The organism is Xanthomonas campestris pv. badrii (assembly GCF_012848175.1).
Taxonomy (GTDB): domain Bacteria; phylum Pseudomonadota; class Gammaproteobacteria; order Xanthomonadales; family Xanthomonadaceae; genus Xanthomonas; species Xanthomonas campestris_C.
Genome location: NZ_CP051651.1, coordinates 1,703,825 through 1,723,533, shown reverse-complemented (window position 1 = coordinate 1,723,533; position 19,709 = coordinate 1,703,825). Strand labels below are relative to the sequence as shown.

Genomic DNA, 19,709 nt, shown 5'->3' with positions numbered 1-19,709 from the left:
GCGCGCAGCCGGCCGGCTGCGCGGTCCATGTCAGAACTGGTAGATCACTCGCGCGCCATAGGCCGGCTGCGCACTTCCAAACCCATCCGGGCGGTGGATGGCCCAACCGGCGAATGCGTCGATGCTGGCGCCGAACCACCCGCCACGCAGGCCCACCGCACCACCCACCAGGCTGCGTCCGCGCAGCCCGCTCGCACTGGTGCCATCGATGCGGCCGGCGTCCAGGCCCAGGTAAGGCGTCAGGCCGATCCGCTGTACCGGAACGCTCAAGGTATTGCGCCAGTACGCACCTTTCTCCGCACCCAGCGTGGCTTCACCATCGAAGCCACGCACGCTGTAGCGGCCGCCGATGGTGACGAATTCCGACCCCAGCAGCAGTTCGCCGGCCGTCTGCGCACGCAGGCTGCTCTCCCAGGCCATCGGCACCGGGCCAAGCTTGAAGGGCAGCGCGGTGCTGATGTCCAGCGTGGTGACGCCATAGCGGAAAGTGGGAAACCCGATCTGTGGGTCGTATCCGGTCCACTGGCTGTTGAACCAGGGCGTTCCGCGCCGATGGGCGATACGCGCATCCAGTTGCATGGCGCCGAGATAGCGACGATGCGCGAAATAGAATTCCGCGCTACTGGTATCGCGCCGCTGGATCCCGATCTCCACGCCATCCAGATAACTGCGTGCGCGGCGCCGGCCGATGGTCACGCCAGCGGAGGTCTTGCTGGTGCCGTCACGGTGCAGCACGCGCTGGATATCCAGCTGGGCGTTGCTGGATCGGCCGCTGGACTGGAAGGTCTGCAGGAAGCCATCGACGCGTTGGTGATACCGATACGACGACGCCGACAGTGCGAATGTCCACCAACCCCAGGGCAGGCTGTAGCTCAGGCTGTTGCCGCGGGTACCGCGCTCTTCGTCGCGCGTGGCCAGATCGTGGCTGTAGCCCACGCTGAGCAGATCGTTGAGCCCCAGCGGATTGTCCAGTGAAAGATCCAGCCCACCCTGCACGCGGCCCGTGGCCTCCACACCCGAATCGTCTGCATTGGCAACGCCACGCCAGCGTCGGCCGTGCTGCAGCGTGATCACCAGATCCGATTCACCTGGCGCCTGTCCGGGCGCGATATCGATCTTGGCGTCCTGCGATGGCAGGCGCTTGAACTGCTCCACCGCCTGCTCGATCGCGCGCAGGTCCAGCACATCGCCGCGGCGTAACGGCAAGGCGGTTTTCCACTGCGCGCCATCGGTCTCGGAGACCACACGCACCGCACGCAGACGTCCGGGCATCAATTCGAAACGCAGCTCTCCACGCGACAGATCCTGCTCGGGCACGCCGATGCGGGTGGTGACAAACCCACGCGCCACCAGGCGATCCAGTGCGCGGCGGCGAATGATGTCGATCCCCGCGCGTCCGATGCAGCGACCCTCATAACGACGCAAGGATTTCCACAACCAGGCAAAGCGGTCCGCTGCATCGCCCGCACCGGACAGGCGCACGCGCGCGATGGCAAAGCACAGGTCTTCCTTGGGCAATGCGGTGCTACGTGCGTCCACGCGCTCGGCATCCTCGCGCGGGCCGGCGAAGGGCGCCTGGCGCTCCTGCTCCTGCCGGCGCTGGATCTCTTCGGCCTGGCGCAGTTGTTCCTGCCGATCCAGGCTGGAAGGTGCCGTTTGTTGTGCAGCCGCCAGCCCGGCGACCGCCCACAGGCAAGCCGCCAGCGCCAATGGCGCCGATCGCATCCACATCTGTCATGCCCCCTGTGCAACGGTCATGCCGTGACATGCCGTTACTCGCACCACCGCGCCTGGCCGCCAAAACGGCGACGCAACCCGTCAGCGCGGCGAATGCTGCGGGACTTTGCGGCAGCGTTAACGGAACGTCAACGCTTGCTGTAGGGGCCACCCTGTAAGAAAAACCCGACAATCAAGCTAATGTGATGGACATCACTAAAATAGGTGGATGCAGCCGCGGCAGGATTGCTGTAACGGCTTGATGCGGGACCACCTTGGGGGTGAAGTTCGGCCAACAGCAGTCAAAAAGCTAATTCGAGCAATGCTCTTTAAGGCATGACAGTTTTCATGAAGGCTCTCCCGGGTTGTTGCCTGCCTCCGCCCGGTCATCAGGTGGTGATCACCAGAATCTCGCAGGCAACAAGAGTGACGTCCCTAACCTCAAGCGGCTGTCCTTCGCACTGCAAGCAGGTCAAATCGATGAACATCTCATTAACCCAGAGCAAATCCATCCGATCGGTACCGGGCTCGAGCCGGTCAGTAGATGCGCCCGTCCTCCGCGTGCCGCAGCTTGTCCCACGCATCCGACTCCGACGGGCGACGGATCGGAAGCTGGCACGCAAGCTCGAAGTGATCGTCCCCGTGTGCGTACGGCAACCCCAGCCATGCCTCGAAGGCGGGCAAGCCTGCTGGCAGGTAGTCGCTTGCCGGCAGCCACACGGTGCGCAGCCAGGTGAAGGCGCGCGCCTCCAGCTGCAAATCCCCGGGAATCACCACTTCAGCCACCTTCATCGGCGGAAACCGGAAGAGGCCGATATCGCCGTAGGGCCGCCCATGCGTCACTTCCACCGCGACGTCATAACGGCAGTCGTCGGCGCACGCCAGGCGCGGTTGATCCCAGAGATACCCTAGCCACTGATGGTGTGCTACGCCGGCATCTTGCGCCCACGACAGCAGGCGCATCGCCGCCGCCCGCACCGCGCCCTGCTCGAATGGACGATGCACGCGCACGTATTGAACGGTGCGTTCGGGAATCTCGCGAAGATTGACCGAAAATTCCCCGGCGTCGATGGCGCCACCTCCATCGCCATGCGAGGTCAGTGCCAGGGTGGCATCCAGCGCGCTTTGGCGCGCATCCAGACAGGCGCCGAGATCCAACCTGGCGGGCGAATATCCAAAATGCTTTCGAAAGTTTCTCGAGAAATCCGAGAGCGAAGAAAACCCGCGGGCCAGCGCTATTTCCGTCAGGGGCCGGCCCGGCTGGTGAGACATATCGCCCAAGGCGTTTTCCAGCCTTCTGCGTAGCACGAACGCGCGCGGGGTTTCACCCAGGACGGCACGAAAGATTCGCTGAAGATGGAAAGGTGACACACAGGCGGCGCCAGCAATCAGGGACAGCGAAAGCTTCCCGGCGAGATTGACCTCGATGTAGTCGAGCGCACGATTCACGCTCTGGACCGTGGTGAGCGATGGCGTTTGGCTGATCGTCATCCGAGCAAGATCTGGCAAGCGGCTGAACTGGCACTACTTTATCGTCGTTGCGCGGCAGCCGAGTCGGGACGCATGGACCGGCTCCGCTATTGGTCGTCACCCCACTCAGTCAAAGGAATCGGGCATGCACGCAGTGAACGGGATCGGCGGGATCATCATCAAATCCAGGGACGCGGCTGCACTACGCACCTGGTATGCAACGCAGCTGGGAATCGATGTACACGGCTGGGGTGGAACCGTGTTCGATGCGGGATCGCGAGAGGGAAGCCCCGGGAACCCGCTGGCATGGGCAATTCACGATTAGGCGAGCAGCCAGTTCGAAAACACCGCAGCCCCCTTCATCGTGAACTACCGCGTCGATGATCTGGAGTCGCTGGTTGAACGGCTGAGAGCTGCCGGTTGCCAGGTGTCTGAGACCGTCACCACCTCGGAATTCGGGCTGTTTGCCTGGGTCATCGACCCCGACGGCAACAAGGCAGAGTTGTGGCAGCCGACCTGAGCCCAATGCGCTGACCTGGGAAGCGATGCGCACGCCTCTACTGACGCGGTGCCGTCAACGCCCTGCCGTCTCAACGCGGCAGCTGGCAGGCGTCTATCGTCCCGCCAGCTCATGCGGCCATCTGGAACAGCAGCTCTCGGTCTGGTGACCCCGGCCCGATTCGAACGGGCGACCTTCCCCTTAGGAGGGGGACGCTCTATCCAGCTGAGCTACGGGGCCAAGGGCGGCATTGTCGCATGTTCAGCCAGCTTGCCAAGCCGGCCGGGCTGGATGGAGCCTGCTAAAATTGGCGGCTACCCGTGTCGTGGGCCGGCCCTGCCGCCGCGCGACCGCCACCGTTTCCAGGAGATTCCATGTCCGCTGACCTGCTCAAGGCGCTCGACCTCGCCGCGTCCAATTCCGGCACCTACCTCGGCGAGGCGACCTGGTCGCAGGCCACCGGTGCCGGGGTGCTGCAGCCGCTCAACCCGACCACCAACGCGGTCATCGCCGAGGTGCAGGCGACCACGCCGGACGATTACGAACTGATCATCCAGCGCGCCCAGGCGGCCTTCAAGGTGTGGCGCACCACGCCGGCGCCGCGCCGCGGCGAAGCCGTTCGCCTGTGTGGCGAGGCGCTGCGTGCGCACAAGGATGCGCTGGGCTCGCTGGTGGCGCTGGAAATGGGCAAGAGCAAGCCCGAAGGCGATGGCGAAGTGCAGGAGATGATCGACATCGCCGATTTCGCCGTGGGCCAGAGCCGCATGCTCTACGGCTACACCATGCACTCGGAGCGCCCTGGCCACCGCATGTACGAGCAGTACCAGCCGCTGGGCCTGGTGGGCATCATCAGCGCGTTCAACTTCCCGGTGGCGGTGTGGGCGTGGAATGCGTTCCTGGCGGCGATCTGCGGCGATATCTGCATCTGGAAGCCGTCCAACAAGACGCCGCTGACCGCGATTGCCACCATGAAGATCTGCAACGCGGCGCTGAAGGATGCCGGCTTCCCGGACATCTTCTTCCTGATCAACGATGCCGGCACTTCCCTGTCGGAGACGCTGGTCGAAGACACCCGCATCCCGCTGATCAGCTTCACCGGTTCCACCCAGATCGGCCGCGTGGTCGCTGAAAAGGTCGCCCACCGCCTGGGCCGCTGCCTGCTGGAGCTTGGTGGCAATAACGCCATCATTCTGGACGAGACCGCCGACCTGAAGCTGGCGATTCCCGGCATTGTGTTCGGTGCGGTCGGCACCGCCGGCCAGCGCTGCACCACCACGCGCCGCCTGATCGTGCACGACTCCATCTACGACAACGTGCTGGCCACGCTGGTCAAGGCGTACAAGCAGCTCGACAGCAAGATCGGCGACCCCACCGACCCGGCAAACCTGATGGGCCCGCTCAACAGCCAGGGCGCGGTTGCACAGTTCCTCGACTCGATCGCCAAGGCCAAGGCCGCTGGCGGCACGGTGGAAGTGGGCGGCACCGCGATCGACCGCCCGGGCAACTTCGTGCTGCCGGCCATTGTCACTGGGCTGCAGAACAGCGACGCGGTGGTGCAGCACGAGACGTTCGCGCCGATCCTGTACGTGATGAAGTACAGCACGCTGGACGAGGCGATCGACCTGCAGAACGGCGTGCCGCAGGGGCTGTCGTCGTCGATCTTCACCCAGAACCTCAAGGCGGCCGAGAAGTTCCTGTCTGCCGCGGGCAGCGATTGCGGCATCGCCAACGTCAACATCGGCACCTCCGGTGCGGAGATCGGCGGCGCGTTCGGTGGCGAGAAGGAAACTGGCGGTGGTCGCGAATCCGGCTCGGATGCGTGGAAGGTCTACATGCGCCGCCAGACCAACACCATCAACTACTCCGATTCGCTGCCGCTGGCTCAGGGCATCAAGTTCGATCTGTGATGTAGGGCCCACGCGCCGGACACCGCTCCGGCGCGTGGGCCTGCCTGCGGGGCGCGTGCGGCACGCATTGCTGCCTCGCGCTGTTGGAATGCTGGGGCACCAGGCCGTCGCGCTGATGGTGGAGCGGGCCGCCGAAACAGGCCGCGGCAGACTGTCGCCGCCCTGCCCGACCACGCTCCAGGCCACAAACCACACGCTCGCACGGCGCAACCGTCGCTCCCACAGCCCTTCAAATCGCCTGAATCCGGCCATCGGCCACGGTTCGCTTCAACCGGCACGCCTTTTGGCCGGCCGCTCTGGGATAATCGGGCGACGCCAGCCGCCGGCTGCGGGCCCTTCAAGGAGTTCATGATGAACGTTGTCGTTCGACAGACCAGCGCCATGGCCATCGTCAGCCTGGTGGCCGGCATTCTCGGCTGGACGTTGATTCCCTTCCTCGGCAGCATCTGCGCCATCATCACCGGCCACCTGGCGCGGGCGGAAATCCGCCGTCATCCGCAGGGCCTGGATGGCGACGGGCTGGCGATCGGCGGCCTGGTCCTGGGCTGGCTGGCGGTGGCGCTGTGGGTGCTGGGCATTGCGGTGTTCATTCTTTTCTTCGGCGGCATGGCGTGGCTGGCGGCCGCCAACAGTTGAGCATGGCCGCGCCCTCCTCGGCCCAGCGTTTCACTGACCGGGTAGCGGCGTATGTGCGCTACCGGCCGAGTTACCCGCCGCAGCTGCTGCGCTGGCTGCACGACGAGCTGGGCGTCACCCCCGCCACGCCGGTGGCTGATATCGGTGCCGGCACCGGCATCTCCAGCCGCCTGTTCCTGGAGGCCGGCTATTCGGTCACCGCAGTGGAACCGAACCCGGCCATGCGCGCCGCCGCGCACCAATGGCTGGCCGAATTCGGCAGCTTCCAGGCCACCGACGGCACCGCCGAGGCCACCGGGCTGGCCGATGCCAGCGTTGGCCTGGTGTCGGCAGCGCAGGCCTTCCACTGGTTCGACACCCAGGCCGTGCGCCGCGAGTGGGCACGTATCCTGCAGCCCGGCGGCCTGGCGGTGGTGTACTGGAACTCGCGCGAACTGGACTCCACCGCGTTCCTGCGCGGCTACGAACAGCTGCTGCTGGACTACGGCACCGACTATTCGGCGGTGGCAGAACGCTACCAGGACGATGCGACCATGCAGGCCTGGTTCGGCGATGGATTCCGGGCGATGGCCCGCTTTCCCAATGTACAGCGGCTGGATTTCGACGCCTTGCGTGGCCGCCTGCTGTCCTCGTCGTATGCGCCGCTGGCGCACGATGCGCGGCACGCGCCGATGCTGGACGCGCTGCGCGCCCTGTTCGATGCGTACGCGCACGACGGGGTGATCGACTTTCATTACCAGACCCGCATCTTCGCCGGGAGTTTGAACTGACCCGCATGTATTCGCTTGCCCGCCCCTTGCTGTTTTCCCTCTATGCCGAACGCGCCCACGCGCTGGCATTGCGCTCCATCGATACCGCCTACCGCACCGGCACCACGGCGCTGCTGGCCAAGCGCCCGGTGCCACTGCCAACGCCCGCGTTCGGGCTGATGTTCCCCAATCCGGTCGGGCTCGGCGCCGGGCTGGACAAGAATGGCGAACATATCGACGCGCTGATGGCGCTGGGGTTCGGCTTCGTCGAGATCGGCACGGTCACGCCGCGTGCGCAGCAGGGCAATCCCAAGCCACGCATGTTCCGGCTGCCCGAGTACCAGGCGGTGATCAACCGCATGGGCTTCAACAACCTGGGCGTGGATGCGCTGGCGGCCAACGTGCAGCGCGCGCGCCGCCGCGGCGGCCTGCTGGGCATCAACATCGGCAAGAACAAGGACACCCCCAACGAAGAGGCCACCAGCGATTACCGCTACTGCATGGAGCGGGTGTATCCGCTGGCCGACTACATCACCGTCAACATTTCCTCGCCCAATACCGCCGGCCTGCGCGAGCTGCAGGAAGAACAGGCGCTGCGCCGCCTGATCGCAGACCTGCGCGAAACCCAGGAAGCCCTGGGCGCGCAGCACGGCAAGCGCGTGCCGATGCTGGTGAAGGTGGCGCCGGATCTCAACGACCGCGACATCGATGCGGCCGCGCGCGTGCTGGCCGACCTGGCGGTGGATGGCGTGATCGCCACCAACACCACGGTCACGCGCACCTTGGTCGCCAATCATCCGTTGGCTGCCGAAGCCGGCGGCCTGTCGGGCGCACCGTTGCTGGGGCAATCCACCCTGGTGCTGCGCCGCCTGCGCGCACGCCTGCCCGAAGCGATTCCGTTGATCGGCGTGGGCGGCATCACCTCCGGCGCCGATGCGGTGGCCAAGATGGCCGCGGGCGCGAGCCTGGTGCAGTGCTATAGCGGGCTGGTGTATCGCGGGCCGCCGCTGATCGGCGAATGCGTCGATGCCATCCGCCGCCGCCGCGAGGCGCCCAGCGGCGGCGCGGTGTCGCCGTTATGAGCGATGCCGTGCAACCGGGCTGGCGCCTGAGCGAACACGCGCCGCTGCATGCGTTGAACACGTTCCATGTGCAGGCCACGGCGCGCTGGCTGTTGCATATCGACACACCCCAGGCCTTGCCACAGGCGCTGTTGGCGCCGCAGATCGCGGGCGAACCGCTGCTGGTGCTGGGCAGCGGCAGCAACGTGCTGCTGGCCGGCGACCCACCGGGTTGCGTGCTGTGTTTCGAAAACCGCGATATCGCCATCATTGCGCACCGTGCCGACCATGCCATCGTGCGTGCCGGCGCTGGCGTGAACTGGCATGCGCTGGTGCTGTATTCGCTGCAGCAGGGTCTGTCGGGCCTGGAAAACCTGGCGCTGATACCCGGCACGGTGGGTGCCAGCCCGATCCAGAACATCGGCGCGTACGGCGCGCAGGTGGGCGACTTCATCCATGCGGTGGAGGCCTTCGACCGGCAGGGCCAGCAGTTCGTGCGGCTGGGGGCAGACGACTGCGCGTTCGGTTACCGCGACAGCGTGTTCAAGCAGCAGCCGGAGCGTTACCTGATCGTGGCGGTGGAGTTCAACCTGCCGCTGTTGCACGAACTGCGGCTGGACTATGCCGGCATCCGCGAGGAGCTGGCCCGCATGGGAGCCGAACTGGCCGGTGCAGCGGATGTGGCGCAGGCAGTGATCAACATCCGCCGGCGCAAGCTGCCGGACCCGGACGTGCTGGGCAATGCCGGCAGTTTCTTCAAGAACCCGCTGCTGCCAAGCGAGCAGATCGCGGCCTTGCAGGCCACCTTCCCCGACATGCCGGTCTACCCGGGCGAACAGCCCGGCCAGGGCAAGTTGTCGGCGGCGTGGCTGATCGAGCAATGCGGCTGGAAGGGCCGGCGCGAAGGCGATGCCGGCGTGTCGCCGGATCATGCGCTGGTCCTGGTCAACTACGGCAGCGCCAGCGGCGCGCAGCTGCTCGACGTCGCACGGCGCATCGCCGAATCGGTGCGCGAGCGCTACTCGGTGATCCTGGAGCCGGAGCCGCGCATCATCGGAGCGCATTGGTGACGGCATCGCCGGCGCCGGTGCGCGCCGCGGTCTGGATGCTGATCAGCACGCTCGCCTTCGGCCTGATGGCCATCAGCATCCGGTTTGCCTCCGCGCACATGCCGACCACCGAGATCGCGTTCTTCCGTAATGCCTTCGGCTTGCTGGCGCTGCTGCCGCTGATCGTGCGCCCGGGCAAGCCGCTGCCGCGCACGCGCCAGCTGCCGCAGTATTTCGCCCGCACCTTGATCGGCCTGGCCTCGATGCTGTGCGGGTTCTGGGCGATCGGGCATCTGCCGTTGTCCCAGGCCATCTCGCTGTCCTATTCCACGCCTTTATTCGTCACCGTGCTGGCGGTGGTGTGGCTGCAGGAACAGGTGCGCATGCGGCGCTGGCTGGCGGTGGCAGCGGGCTTCATCGGCGTGCTGGTGATCCTGCGGCCAGGCTCGTCCACCTTCAGCCCGGGCTTGCTGGTGGCGCTGCTGGCCGCAGTGATCAGCGCCATCGTGGCGATCCAGATCAAGCAGCTCTCGCGCAGCGACGACTCCGACACGGTGGTGTTCTACACCTACGTGTTCTGGGTGCCGATGTCGCTGATTCCCGCGCTGTTGCAGTGGAGCTGGCCGCAGGGCATCGACTGGCTATGGCTGGTGGCCACCGGCATCTTCGGTACCGCCGGGCAGTTGTTCTGGACCCGCGCGCTCAAGCTGGGCGAGGTCTCGGCGCTGCAGCCGATCAGCTTCATGCAATTGCCGCTGGTGGCGCTGCTGGGCTGGTGGTTGTTCGGCGAGGCGATCGAGCGCCATACCCTGATCGGTGCGGCCATCATCATCGGCGCCAACGTCTACATCGCCCATCGCGAAGCGGTGCTGGCGCGCCGCGCCGCCACCCATGCGCCGGTGGAAGGCGCAAAACCGGGCGAGTGATCGAGCGTCTGCGAGCGGCCTGACCGTCTGCGAGCGGCCTGACCGTCTGCAAGATGGCGTGGCGACGATGCCGACGTACACTGCGCTGGTATGCGCTCCCCGGGCATCGAAGGGGCGATGCGCACGCACATTCGTTGACTTTTCCAAGGTGAGGTCGGCATGCCGGTTCCAAGCAAAACCATCGGCCTGATCGGCGGCATGAGCTGGGAATCCACCCTGCCCTATTACCGCATCATCAACCAGCGGGTGCGCCTGGCCTGCGGCGGCCTGCATTCGGCCAGGCTCTTGCTGTACAGCGTCAATTTCCATGAGATCGAGCGCCTGCAACACGCCGGCGACTGGGACGGCGCAGGCCAGGCAATGGCGGCAGCGGCGCGCGCGCTGCATGCCGGCGGTGCCGACTTCCTGGTGCTGTGCACCAACACCATGCATTGCGTTGCCGATGCGATCACCTCCGCGACACCGCTGCCCTTGCTGCATATCGCCGATGCCACCGCCGATGCGTTGATTGCCGCGGACGTCACCCGGGTCGGGCTACTCGGCACGCGTTTCACCATGGAACAGCCGTTCTATCGCGAGCGTCTGGCTGCGCGTGGCCTGCAGGTGCTGGTACCGCCGGCCGACGCACGCGCGCAACTGCATCGGGTGATCTACGACGAACTCTGCCAGGGCATCATCCGGCCCGAGTCGCGCGGCTATTTCCGCCAGGTCATGGCCGACCTCGGCCAGGAGGGTGCGCAAGCGATCATCCTGGGCTGCACCGAGATTTCGCTGCTGGTGGACAGCAGCGATGCGCAGCTGCCGTTGTTCGACACCACCGCACTGCATGCCGAAGCGGCGGCGCACGCAAGTGTGCGCGACTGATCGGCACCGAAGGCGCAGCCAGCGCGCCTTTCCCGAAGCGCATGTGCCTGGCCGTGGCGGGCAAGCGTGCAAGCTGCGCGTTGCCGCAGCAATAGCACGGATGACTCATACCTCACTGCTCCAGCACGCGCATGCGCGCGAGCACCTGCCACAGGATGTCATGCCTTGAAGACCCCTTCCGCAACAGGCACTGCACCCACAAGCCAGCTCACACGCGGCGACTACAAGACGCTGGCCCTGTCCGCACTGGGCGGCGCGCTGGAATTCTACGACTTCATCATCTTCATCTTCTTCGCGACGGTGCTGGGAGAGCTGTTCTTTCCGCCGGGCATACCGGACTGGATGCGGCAGTTGCAGACTTTCGGCATCTTTGCTGCCGGCTACCTGATCCGTCCGCTGGGCGGGATCGTGATGGCGCACTTCGGCGACCTGCTCGGTCGCAAGCGCATGTTCGCGCTGAGCATCGGGTTGATGGCCTTGCCGACGCTGGCCATCGGCGTGCTACCGACCTATGCGCAGATCGGCCTGGCCGCCCCGCTCCTGCTGCTGACGATGCGGTTGCTGCAGGGCGCGGCCATCGGCGGCGAAGTTCCCAGTGCATGGGTCTTCGTCGCAGAGCACGTGCCTGCGCAACGCAGGGGACTGGCCTGCGGAACACTGACCGCCGGGCTGGCCGCCGGCGTGTTGCTCGGTTCGCTCAGCGCCGGGGCGATCCATCGCGCTTTCACCCCGCAGGAAATCGCCGACTATGCCTGGCGCCTGCCGTTTTTGGCCGGCGGCCTCTTCGGCCTGCTTTCCGTGTATCTGCGGCGCTGGCTGCATGAAACGCCGGTGTTCGCCGAGCTGATGGCGATGCGTGCAGTCGCGCGTGAAACGCCGCTCAAACTGGTGCTGCGCGATCATCCACGCAGTGTGGCGCAGTCGTTGTGGCTGACCTGGATGGTGGCCGCCGGGGTGCTGGTGGTGTCGTTGATGACGCCGACGCTGCTGCAGAGCGCGTACCACTACACGGCAGCGGTCGCCTTGCAGGCCAACCTGCTCGCGGTCCTGCTGCAGGCGGTCGGCTCGATCGTGGCCGGCGCCTTGTCCGATCGCTACGGCAACGGACGCGTGCTGCTTGCCGGCAGCGTGTTCCTGGGCGCCAGCGCCTGGCTGTTCTATCGCCTGGCCGGTGATCCGCAGTTGCTGTTCCCGCTGTACGCCCTGCTGGGCGCGGCGCTCGGCGTCCTGGGGGCGGTTCCGCGCGTCATGGTCGAAGCGTTTCCGCCGGTGGTGCGCCTGTCCGGCGTGTCGTTCGCCTACAACCTGGGCTATGCGGTATTCGGTGGCCTGACTCCGCTGGTGGTGGTGATGTTGCTCAAGCAACACCCGATGGGCCCGGCGTATTACATGATTCTGCTGGCCGCAATCGGCAGCGTGATCGGGCTGCAGTTGTGGCGCCGGGAGCGCGTAGGTCGTTACTGAGTCGAACGCCGTGCCGGTCTGCGTCAGTCCCGGTCACACGCCTGCGCCGACCACGTTCGACGTCGCGCGGCCCTGCCCTCAGGCCGAGGTGAGATGGCGACGCCAATGCGGCCGCCGCGTGCCGCGAAACATCACCAGATACAGGCCGACCACCCAGACCAGCGCCGCCGACCAGCCACCCAGGATGTCGGAGGGGTAATGCACGCCCAGGTAGATGCGCGACACGCCGACCAGCAACGCGAACGCACTGGCCACGAGGGTCACCGGCCAACGCCAGCGGGTGCGCCAGGCCAGCGCGATGACCACCGCCGCCAGCGTCATCGACCCCATCGCGTGGCCGCTGGGAAAGCTGAAGGTGCTTTCCGGCGCGATCGACTCCCACAGGCTGGGCCGGTCGCGCTGGAAGAACTGCTTGGCCCCCATGTTGAGCAGTGCCGAACCGCCGAAGCCCAGCGCCGCAAAGCTGCCCTCGCGCCAGCGCCGCAGCGCCAGCAGCACCAGCACGATGGCGATATCGGCCGGAATCACCCCGTACTGGTAGCCGATCTTGGAGATCGCCCCGAAAAATGTATCCAGCGTCGGGGTGGCGATGCTGCGCAGGCTCCACAGCAAGGGTTCGTCGAAATAGACATTTTCCAGCTCATGCACTTCGTCGGCCAGGTTCACGAACAGACCCAACGGCACCAGCACGCCGACGAACAACAGCCCCATGCGCCATGCGTTACGGCGCAGCCATAGCTTGAATCCGGCCGGCGACTCAGCCGGCGCGGCGGACATAGGTGCGTTCGACGTACTGATCGATCAGCGCGATGAATTCCTGGGCGATGTTCTCGCCACGCAGGGTGACGGTTTTTTCGCCATCCACGAACACCGGCGCCGACGGCGCTTCGCCCGTCCCCGGCAACGAGATGCCGATATTGGCGTGACGCGATTCGCCCGGCCCGTTGACCACGCAGCCCATCACCGCCAGGGTCATGTTCTCCGCGCCGGGGTTGGAGATCTTCCATTCCGGCATGCGTGCGCGCACGTGGTTCTGCACCACGCCGGCCAGCTCCTGGAAGAACTCGGAGGTGGTGCGGCCGCAGCCCGGGCACGCGGTGACCATCGGGGTGAACGCGCGTTGCCCGGTGGTCTGCAGCAGTTCCTGCGCCACCACCACTTCCTGGGTGCGCGACTGACCCGGCTCGGGCGTCAGCGAAATACGGATGGTGTCGCCGATGCCTTCCTGCAACAGCACGCTCAGCGCCGCAGCCGAGGCCACGATGCCCTTGCTACCGATGCCGGCCTCGGTGAGCCCCAGGTGCAGTGCAAAATCACAGCGCGCAGCCATGTCGCGGTAGACCGCGATCAGCTCCTGCACGCCGGAGACCTTGGCCGACAGGATGATGCGCTCGCGCGGCAAGCCCAGTTCCACCGCCCGCTCGGCCGAATCCACCGCCGAACGGATCAACGCCTCGCGCAGCACGCGGCCGGCGTCCCACGGCGTTTCGCGCTGCGAGTTTTCGTCCATCAGTTGCGCGGCCAGCGATTGGTCCAGCGAGCCCCAGTTGGCGCCGATGCGTACCGGCTTGTCGTACTCGATGGCGAATTCGATCAGCTGCCCGAACTGCAGGTCCTTCTTCTTGCCGAAGCCGACGTTGCCCGGGTTGATGCGGTACTTGGCCAACGCTTGCGCACAGGCCGGCTCGGCGGCAAGCAGCTGATGGCCGTTGTAATGGAAGTCGCCGATCAGCGGCACCTCGATCCCCATCATGCGCAGCTTGTCGACGATGCGCGGGATGGCGGCGGCCGACTCGGCGTTGTTGACGGTCAGGCGCACCATCTCCGAGCCGGCGCGCCACAGCTCGGATACCTGTTTGACACTGCCGGCGATGTCGGCGGTATCGGTATTGGTCATCGACTGGACGACCACCGGATGGCCTCCGCCCACGATCACGCTGCCGATCTTGACGGCCTGGGTGATGCGGCGCGGCCAGGCGGTGGCGTCGGCGGGAGGGGTTGGGCGGGTCACGGCGTCATGCATCGCGGTATTTTAGCCTGTCCTCCGTCCGCTCACAGCTGAAGCGTGGTGCGGGCGGTCTTCCGGGCCGATGCGACGGTTTGTCGCAGGCCGCCACGCCCCCGAGCGCATAGCATTGCGGTGATGAACAATTCCGACGCCTCCTTCCTGCGGACCCTGTGCAGCCTGCGCTGGCTGGCCACGGCCGGCCAGGCCGCCACCATCCTGGTCGCCACCGGCCTGATGGGCCTGCACCTGCCGCAGCAACCGCTGTGGGCCGGCGTGGCCGCGCTGGCAGTGTTCAACCTGTATGCGCAGCTGCGCGTGGCCCATCGCGGCGCGGTGAGCCCGGCCACCGAATTCGGACACATCCTGGTCGATGTGACCGTGCTGACTTGGATGGTGGGCTGGAGCGGCGGCATCGCCAACCCGTTCGGCTCGCTGTTCCTGGTACTGATCGCGCTGGCCGCGCTGGCCCTGCCGCTGGGCTGGGCGATGGCGGTGGCGGCGTCGTGCGTGGCCGGCTACGTCGTCAGTGCCGCATTCGGCCTGCCGCTGCCGTACGGCAGCTTCGACCCGCTGAGCCTGCACATGTGGGGCATGGCGGCCAACTTCCTGCTGTCCACCGTGGTGGTGCTGGCCTTCGCCACGCGGCTGGCGTTGTCCATGCGCGAACGCGAACGCGAAATCTCCACCCTGCGCGAGCGCTTCGCCCGCAACGAGGGCATCGTGGCGCTGGCCACGCATGCAGCCTCGGTGGCGCACGAACTCAACACTCCGCTGGCCACGATGACGCTGCTGGTGGACGACATCGCCGACCAGTGCGACCAAATGGAGCTGCGCGAGGATCTGGACACCTTGCGCGAGCTGCTGGTGCAGTGCCATGAGCGCGTGCTGGCGCTGGCCGCACCGGCCGACAACGGTCACCTGAGCCGCGAGGTGGCGGTCAAGGACGTGCTGGAACAATGGCGACTGGTGCGCCCCACCATCGAGCTGCGCCGCAACGAGGACGCACCGATGCGGCTGATGCTGCAGCCCGGCGTCAGCCACCTGTTGATGGTGCTGCTCAACAATGCCGCCGATGCCGGCGAGCGCGCCGGCCGCCCGCAGATCGACCTCACGCTTCGCGTGGAAGAGGACCACCTCAGCGGCGAGGTACGCGATTACGGCCCCGGCTTCGACACTGCGCAAGCCATGCTGCCGGGCACCTTGTTCAACAGCGGCAAACACGACGGCATGGGCGTGGGCCTGGCCTTGTCGCATGCCACCGTCGAACGCCTGCAGGGCGAGCTATGGATGCTGCCCGCCGAAGGCAGCGGCGCCCGCGTCGGGTTCCGCCTGCCGCTTTCCGAACTCGAGGCCCTGGCATGACAAGCACCCCGATCCGCACCGGCCTGTTGGTCGACGACGACACCTTGTACCTGCGCACGCTGCAGCGCAGCCTGGCACGGCGTGGCGTGGAAACGCTGACCGCCACCGATGCGGACAGCGCGCTGTCCACCGCGCGCAGTGCATTGCCGGATTTCGCCCTGATCGATCTCAAGCTCGGCCACGATTCCGGCCTGAGCCTGATCCAGCCGCTGCGGCAGATCCGCGCCGACATGCGCATCCTGCTGGTCACCGGCTACGCGAGCATCGCCACCGCCGTGGAGGCCATCAAGCTCGGCGCCGACGATTACCTGCCCAAGCCCGCCAACATCCCCACCATCATGCGGGCGCTGGGCGAAGAAGACGACGAGGTGCCCGAACCGGATGAAGAAGAAACCGCGCAGGAAATGATGACCCCGCTCAGCCGCCTGCAGTGGGAACACATCCAGCAGGCGCTACACGAAACCGGCGGCAACGTGTCCGCGGCCGCACGCCTGCTCGGCATGCACCGCCGCTCGCTGCAGCGCAAGCTGACCAAGCGCCCCAGCCCGGGCCCCCTGCGCGAACCCGGCCGCTGATCGCAGCCGTGCGGTGCGCAGGAACCGCAGCCTACGCGTGGTACATGCGGGTTCGAACACCGACCGCGCGCCCGCCTGACGGCTGCGCGGTCGGTTGATTAGCCGCGCTTGGACCTAGCGACGCCTTGCACTGAAGATGCTGGCCCTGCGCGAGGTGGCGCGGATGCCGTCGGTGCCGTCGATCAAGGTGCGCCCCCAGCTGCTCAGGCGGGTCGGATCCCAGTCCAATACGATATCCAGCGACTGGGTGCTGCTGTCGTTGCCCGACCACGACCAGCCCATGTAACCGACCCCGTATTCGCGCGCGCGCCGCATGATCGCCGCCTCGTCCACCTGCGCGCCGCGATGGTCGGCACCGAACTCGCCCACCACCAGCGCCAGCCCGTTGCTGCGGAACGCGCGCAGATAGCTGTCCACGGGCGCATCGCTGCCGAACACTTCGTACATGTGCACGCTGAAGACCAGATTGCGGCGGCTATCCATCGCCAGCAGCGCAGCGGCGTTGTCGCGCATGTAGAACTGCCAGTCCTGGCCCCAGTTGGGCGCGTCGACCATCAGCGCATGGGTCAGGCCGGCGTTGCGCAAGGTGGCGATCGCACGCGCGTGGCCGGTGACCCATTCGCTGGCACTGAGGCGGTTGCCATACGGCTCGTTGCCGACATTGATGATGACGTAGTCCTCCTGCCCCACCAATGCGCCGCGGATGCTGGTCCAGTAGTTGGCCGCGTCAGCCAGGGTCCCGGCGGCACCGTCTTCGCCGTAACCGGTGGTGTCGTGCACTTCCAGCACCGCGATCAGGCCCAGGCTCTTGCAGCGCGCGATGATGCGCGCCACCTCCGCCTCCGGAGTGCGGCTCCAGCGGTGGCCGGAACTGAGCACCACGCGCACGCTGTTGGCACCGGTGGCGGCGATCTGCGCCAGTGCCGCATCGGTGCGGTCGGCAAACCAGGCATGCGGCAGGTTGATGCCGCGCAAGACCAGCGTGCTGCCATTGGTCTCGCGCAATTGCGTGCCGGAGACGGACAAACCGGCGTGCGCAACCGATGCCAGCGCCAGGCCGGCAATCAACAACAAGGCGCGCTGCGCCCGGGACGTGAATATCTGCATGATCGGCTCCAGAGGTGGGTGCCGCGAGCGCTCCGGCACGCATGCGTGCCCGGCCCACGTGCGCTCACCGTGCCCATGGCACGCCCGCGCAATCAGCGGCCAGGTCACAGAACCGACAAAATCCGCAGAGACCGACCCAGTGCGCAGACCGCCGCGCCAGGCGGCTGGTAACGTTAACTTCCGTGTATTCGAGCGCCCACGCAGGGTGTGGTGAGCCGGCGCCCAGCCTGACAGCGCAGCGCCTGGCTGCCGCATCGTGTTGCGCAGCGCGGTGCTGCAACGCGAAATACGCATGCGCGATCCGGTTGCTGCCAATGCGGCCAGTGGCCACCGCCCCGCACTGCACCATGCATTTGCGCTGCTGGCAGCTGAATAAGCCGGTGCGGCGACATCAAGTGGATACGGCCGAGGCCGATACCGGCACATGCCATCCGTGCCCGCCCCCGTCAGCCAGCCATCCGCCATGTCCGAAGAATCCGCCCGTCTGGCCGTCCTGCGTGGCCTCTGCCTGCTGGATTCGCCGCCGGATCCGGTGTTCGACGCCATCGCCGCGATGGCCGCACGCGCCCTCGGTGCGGAGATCGCGCTGGTATCGCTGGTGGACGAACACCGCCAGTGGTTCAAGGCACGCATTGGGCTGGATGCCCCGGAAACGCCACGCGACCAGGCGTTCTGCGCGCACGCGATCCGCTCGGACGAGGTAATGGTGGTGGCGGATGCGCAACTGGATCCGCGCTTTTGCGACAACCCGCTGGTGCTGGGCCCGCCCTTCATCCGTTTCTATGCCGGCGCGCCCTTGACGCTGCGCGACGGGCACCGCATCGGCACGCTGTGCGTGATCGGCACCAGCCCGCGCGCGGGGCTGGATGCCGAGGCGCTGACCCAACTGGAAGGCCTGCGCGACCTGGCCGTGCTGCGGGTGGAAAACCTGCGCAGCACCACCTATCGCGATGGCGCCACCGGCCTGCCCAACCGCTCGCGCTTTGGCGAAGACCTGGATACCTGGCTGGCGCAGCGCGAGAGCGCACCGGCCACCACCGCAGTGGCCGTCGACGTCTGCGGCAGCGATTACTTCCGCGACATGGTCAAGGCCCTGGGCTGGGACTACGCCGATGGATACGTGGCGCTGGCGCAGCGTCGCCTGACTGCCTACCTGCCCGCCGGCACCCTGCTCTACCGGCTGGACCCGACCACCTTCGGCTTTCTGACTCCGGCCGAAAACCAGCGCCTGTCCAGCCTGTGCAACAAGCTGTCCAAGGCGTTTACCGAACCGGTGGATCACCAGGGCATCCCGCACACGGCGGTGGCCTCGATCGGCGCAGTGTCGCTGCACACCAGTTATGGCGCGGCCGACACCATTCGCTCGCTCACCACCGCGGTAGATGTCTCGCGCGAGCGCGGCGTGGCGTGGAGCATGTACGAGCGCAAGCACGATGTAGCCCAGCGCAACACCTTCCGCCTGCTCGCCGCGCTGCCGGCCGCGCTGGACAGCGCCAACGAGCTGCGCCTGCACTACCAGCCGCGCGTGGACCTGCACGACCATCGCTGCGTGGCGGTGGAAGCGCTGCTGCGCTGGCAACATCCGATGATCGGCCCGGTGATGCCGTCGGACTTCGTGCCGATGGCCGAGAAGACCGCGCTGATCAACCGCATCACCGCCTGGGTCATCGACCAAGGCATCGCGCAGGCCGCGCGCTGGCAGCAACAGGGCCTGGATTTCAATCTGGCCTTGAACGTGTCGGCCGCGGACCTGGACCGCCCCGGCTTTGCGGGCCTTCTGCGGCGTGGGCTGGAACGCCACAAGCTGGATCCACGCCGGCTGGAGATCGAATTCACCGAAAGCGCGATGATCCGCCACCCCGACCAGTTGGCCGAACAGCTCGCGGCAGTGGCCGCGCTGGGCGTGCACATCGCCATCGACGATTTCGGCACCGGCTACAGCAATTTCAGCTACCTCAAGCAGCTGCCGGCCAGCTCGTTGAAGATCGATCAATCCTTCATTCGTTCGCTGCCGGACAACCGCACCGACCGCACCCTGGTGCCGGCGATGATCCAGCTCGGTCACAGCCTGGGCCAGCGCGTGGTGGCCGAAGGCATCGAATCGGCCGAGGCCTATGCACAGCTGCGCGCCTGGGGCTGCGACGAAGGCCAGGGCTACTGGATCGCCAAACCCATGCCGGCCGCCGCGCTGGAAGCCTGGTTGCAGACGCCCTGGCAGGCGCAGTTCGCCACACCGGTCGCGCTGCTTGCGGCACACATGACGGCGGCGCGGGTCTGAGCGCAGACGGCGCAAGCCGGCAACGGCTCACCGGCAGG

The 19,709-nt window shown here is 66.8% G+C and carries 17 protein-coding genes and 1 tRNA gene; 12 read left to right on the top strand and 6 right to left on the bottom strand.

Going from position 1 to position 19,709, the window contains the following annotated elements:
- Nucleotides 1-30: 30 nt before the first annotated feature.
- Both HG421_RS07350 and HG421_RS07345 read right to left on the bottom strand, forming a co-directional pair.
- Nucleotides 31-1,731 (bottom strand): ShlB/FhaC/HecB family hemolysin secretion/activation protein, encoded by a 1,701-nt coding sequence (locus HG421_RS07350; RefSeq protein ID WP_169705854.1) that lies wholly within the window; start codon nucleotides 1,729-1,731, stop codon nucleotides 31-33.
- Between the two features lie 522 nt (nucleotides 1,732-2,253).
- On the bottom strand, nucleotides 2,254-3,207 hold the full coding sequence (locus HG421_RS07345) for an AraC family transcriptional regulator (protein ID WP_169705853.1): 954 nt from the start codon (nucleotides 3,205-3,207) through the stop codon (nucleotides 2,254-2,256).
- A gap of 406 nt (nucleotides 3,208-3,613) precedes the next feature.
- Between HG421_RS07345 and HG421_RS21205 the strand changes: the two genes are divergently transcribed.
- Nucleotides 3,614-3,706 (top strand): VOC family protein, encoded by a 93-nt coding sequence (locus HG421_RS21205; RefSeq protein ID WP_248279477.1) that lies wholly within the window; start codon nucleotides 3,614-3,616, stop codon nucleotides 3,704-3,706.
- A gap of 142 nt (nucleotides 3,707-3,848) precedes the next feature.
- Here HG421_RS21205 and HG421_RS07335 read toward each other — a convergent pair.
- Nucleotides 3,849-3,925: transfer RNA gene (locus tag HG421_RS07335), tRNA-Arg, on the bottom strand.
- A gap of 134 nt (nucleotides 3,926-4,059) precedes the next feature.
- Here HG421_RS07335 and amaB point away from each other — a divergent pair.
- The 8 genes from amaB (at nucleotide 4,060) to HG421_RS07295 (ending at nucleotide 12,341) form a co-directional block, all read left to right on the top strand.
- Nucleotides 4,060-5,592, top strand: a complete 1,533-nt coding sequence (gene amaB / locus HG421_RS07330; protein ID WP_169705852.1) for an L-piperidine-6-carboxylate dehydrogenase — start codon at nucleotides 4,060-4,062, stop codon at nucleotides 5,590-5,592.
- Nucleotides 5,593-5,943: 351 nt separating this feature from the next.
- Nucleotides 5,944-6,228 carry a DUF4190 domain-containing protein gene (locus HG421_RS07325; RefSeq protein ID WP_169705851.1) on the top strand — a complete coding sequence of 95 codons (285 nt, stop codon included), beginning with the start codon at nucleotides 5,944-5,946 and terminating at the stop codon, nucleotides 6,226-6,228.
- A 2-nt stretch (nucleotides 6,229-6,230) separates the two neighbouring features.
- The gene (locus tag HG421_RS07320) at nucleotides 6,231-6,998 is read left to right on the top strand and encodes a class I SAM-dependent methyltransferase (RefSeq protein WP_169705850.1); all 768 of its coding nucleotides are present in this window, start codon (nucleotides 6,231-6,233) and stop codon (nucleotides 6,996-6,998) included.
- A 5-nt stretch (nucleotides 6,999-7,003) separates the two neighbouring features.
- A complete protein-coding gene (locus tag HG421_RS07315) occupies nucleotides 7,004-8,059 on the top strand; it encodes a quinone-dependent dihydroorotate dehydrogenase (RefSeq protein ID WP_169705849.1) in 1,056 nt (351 codons plus the stop codon).
- Nucleotides 8,056-9,108 (top strand): UDP-N-acetylmuramate dehydrogenase, encoded by a 1,053-nt coding sequence (gene murB, locus HG421_RS07310; protein WP_169705848.1) that lies wholly within the window; start codon nucleotides 8,056-8,058, stop codon nucleotides 9,106-9,108. The genes HG421_RS07315 and murB overlap by 4 nt, the downstream gene beginning before the upstream one ends.
- Nucleotides 9,102-10,013 carry a DMT family transporter gene (locus tag HG421_RS07305; protein ID WP_169705847.1) on the top strand — a complete coding sequence of 304 codons (912 nt, stop codon included), beginning with the start codon at nucleotides 9,102-9,104 and terminating at the stop codon, nucleotides 10,011-10,013. The genes murB and HG421_RS07305 overlap by 7 nt, the downstream gene beginning before the upstream one ends.
- 159 nt (nucleotides 10,014-10,172) lie before the next feature.
- On the top strand, nucleotides 10,173-10,877 hold the full coding sequence (locus tag HG421_RS07300) for an aspartate/glutamate racemase family protein (RefSeq protein WP_169705846.1): 705 nt from the start codon (nucleotides 10,173-10,175) through the stop codon (nucleotides 10,875-10,877).
- Nucleotides 10,878-11,042: 165 nt separating this feature from the next.
- Nucleotides 11,043-12,341, top strand: coding sequence for an MFS transporter (locus HG421_RS07295; protein WP_169705845.1), 1,299 nt, complete (start codon nucleotides 11,043-11,045; stop codon nucleotides 12,339-12,341).
- Nucleotides 12,342-12,419: 78 nt separating this feature from the next.
- Here the strand turns inward: HG421_RS07295 and HG421_RS07290 are convergent, their stop codons facing one another.
- On the bottom strand, nucleotides 12,420-13,118 hold the full coding sequence (locus HG421_RS07290; protein WP_169705844.1) for a phosphatase PAP2 family protein: 699 nt from the start codon (nucleotides 13,116-13,118) through the stop codon (nucleotides 12,420-12,422).
- Nucleotides 13,099-14,364, bottom strand: a complete 1,266-nt coding sequence (gene ispG, locus HG421_RS07285) for a flavodoxin-dependent (E)-4-hydroxy-3-methylbut-2-enyl-diphosphate synthase (RefSeq protein ID WP_169705843.1) — start codon at nucleotides 14,362-14,364, stop codon at nucleotides 13,099-13,101. The genes HG421_RS07290 and ispG overlap by 20 nt, the downstream gene beginning before the upstream one ends.
- Before the next feature lie 120 nt (nucleotides 14,365-14,484).
- Between ispG and HG421_RS07280 the strand changes: the two genes are divergently transcribed.
- Nucleotides 14,485-15,711 carry an ATP-binding protein gene (locus HG421_RS07280; RefSeq protein ID WP_169705842.1) on the top strand — a complete coding sequence of 409 codons (1,227 nt, stop codon included), beginning with the start codon at nucleotides 14,485-14,487 and terminating at the stop codon, nucleotides 15,709-15,711.
- Nucleotides 15,708-16,286 (top strand): response regulator transcription factor, encoded by a 579-nt coding sequence (locus tag HG421_RS07275; protein WP_169705841.1) that lies wholly within the window; start codon nucleotides 15,708-15,710, stop codon nucleotides 16,284-16,286. The genes HG421_RS07280 and HG421_RS07275 overlap by 4 nt, the downstream gene beginning before the upstream one ends.
- A 114-nt stretch (nucleotides 16,287-16,400) precedes the next feature.
- Here the strand turns inward: HG421_RS07275 and HG421_RS07270 are convergent, their stop codons facing one another.
- The gene (locus HG421_RS07270; RefSeq protein WP_169705840.1) at nucleotides 16,401-17,393 is read right to left on the bottom strand and encodes a glycoside hydrolase family 5 protein; all 993 of its coding nucleotides are present in this window, start codon (nucleotides 17,391-17,393) and stop codon (nucleotides 16,401-16,403) included.
- Nucleotides 17,394-17,817: 424 nt separating this feature from the next.
- On the opposite strand from HG421_RS07270, the gene HG421_RS07265 reads away from it, so the two are divergent.
- A complete protein-coding gene (locus tag HG421_RS07265; protein ID WP_169705839.1) occupies nucleotides 17,818-19,671 on the top strand; it encodes a putative bifunctional diguanylate cyclase/phosphodiesterase in 1,854 nt (617 codons plus the stop codon).
- The last annotated feature ends 38 nt before the right edge of the window (nucleotides 19,672-19,709 follow it).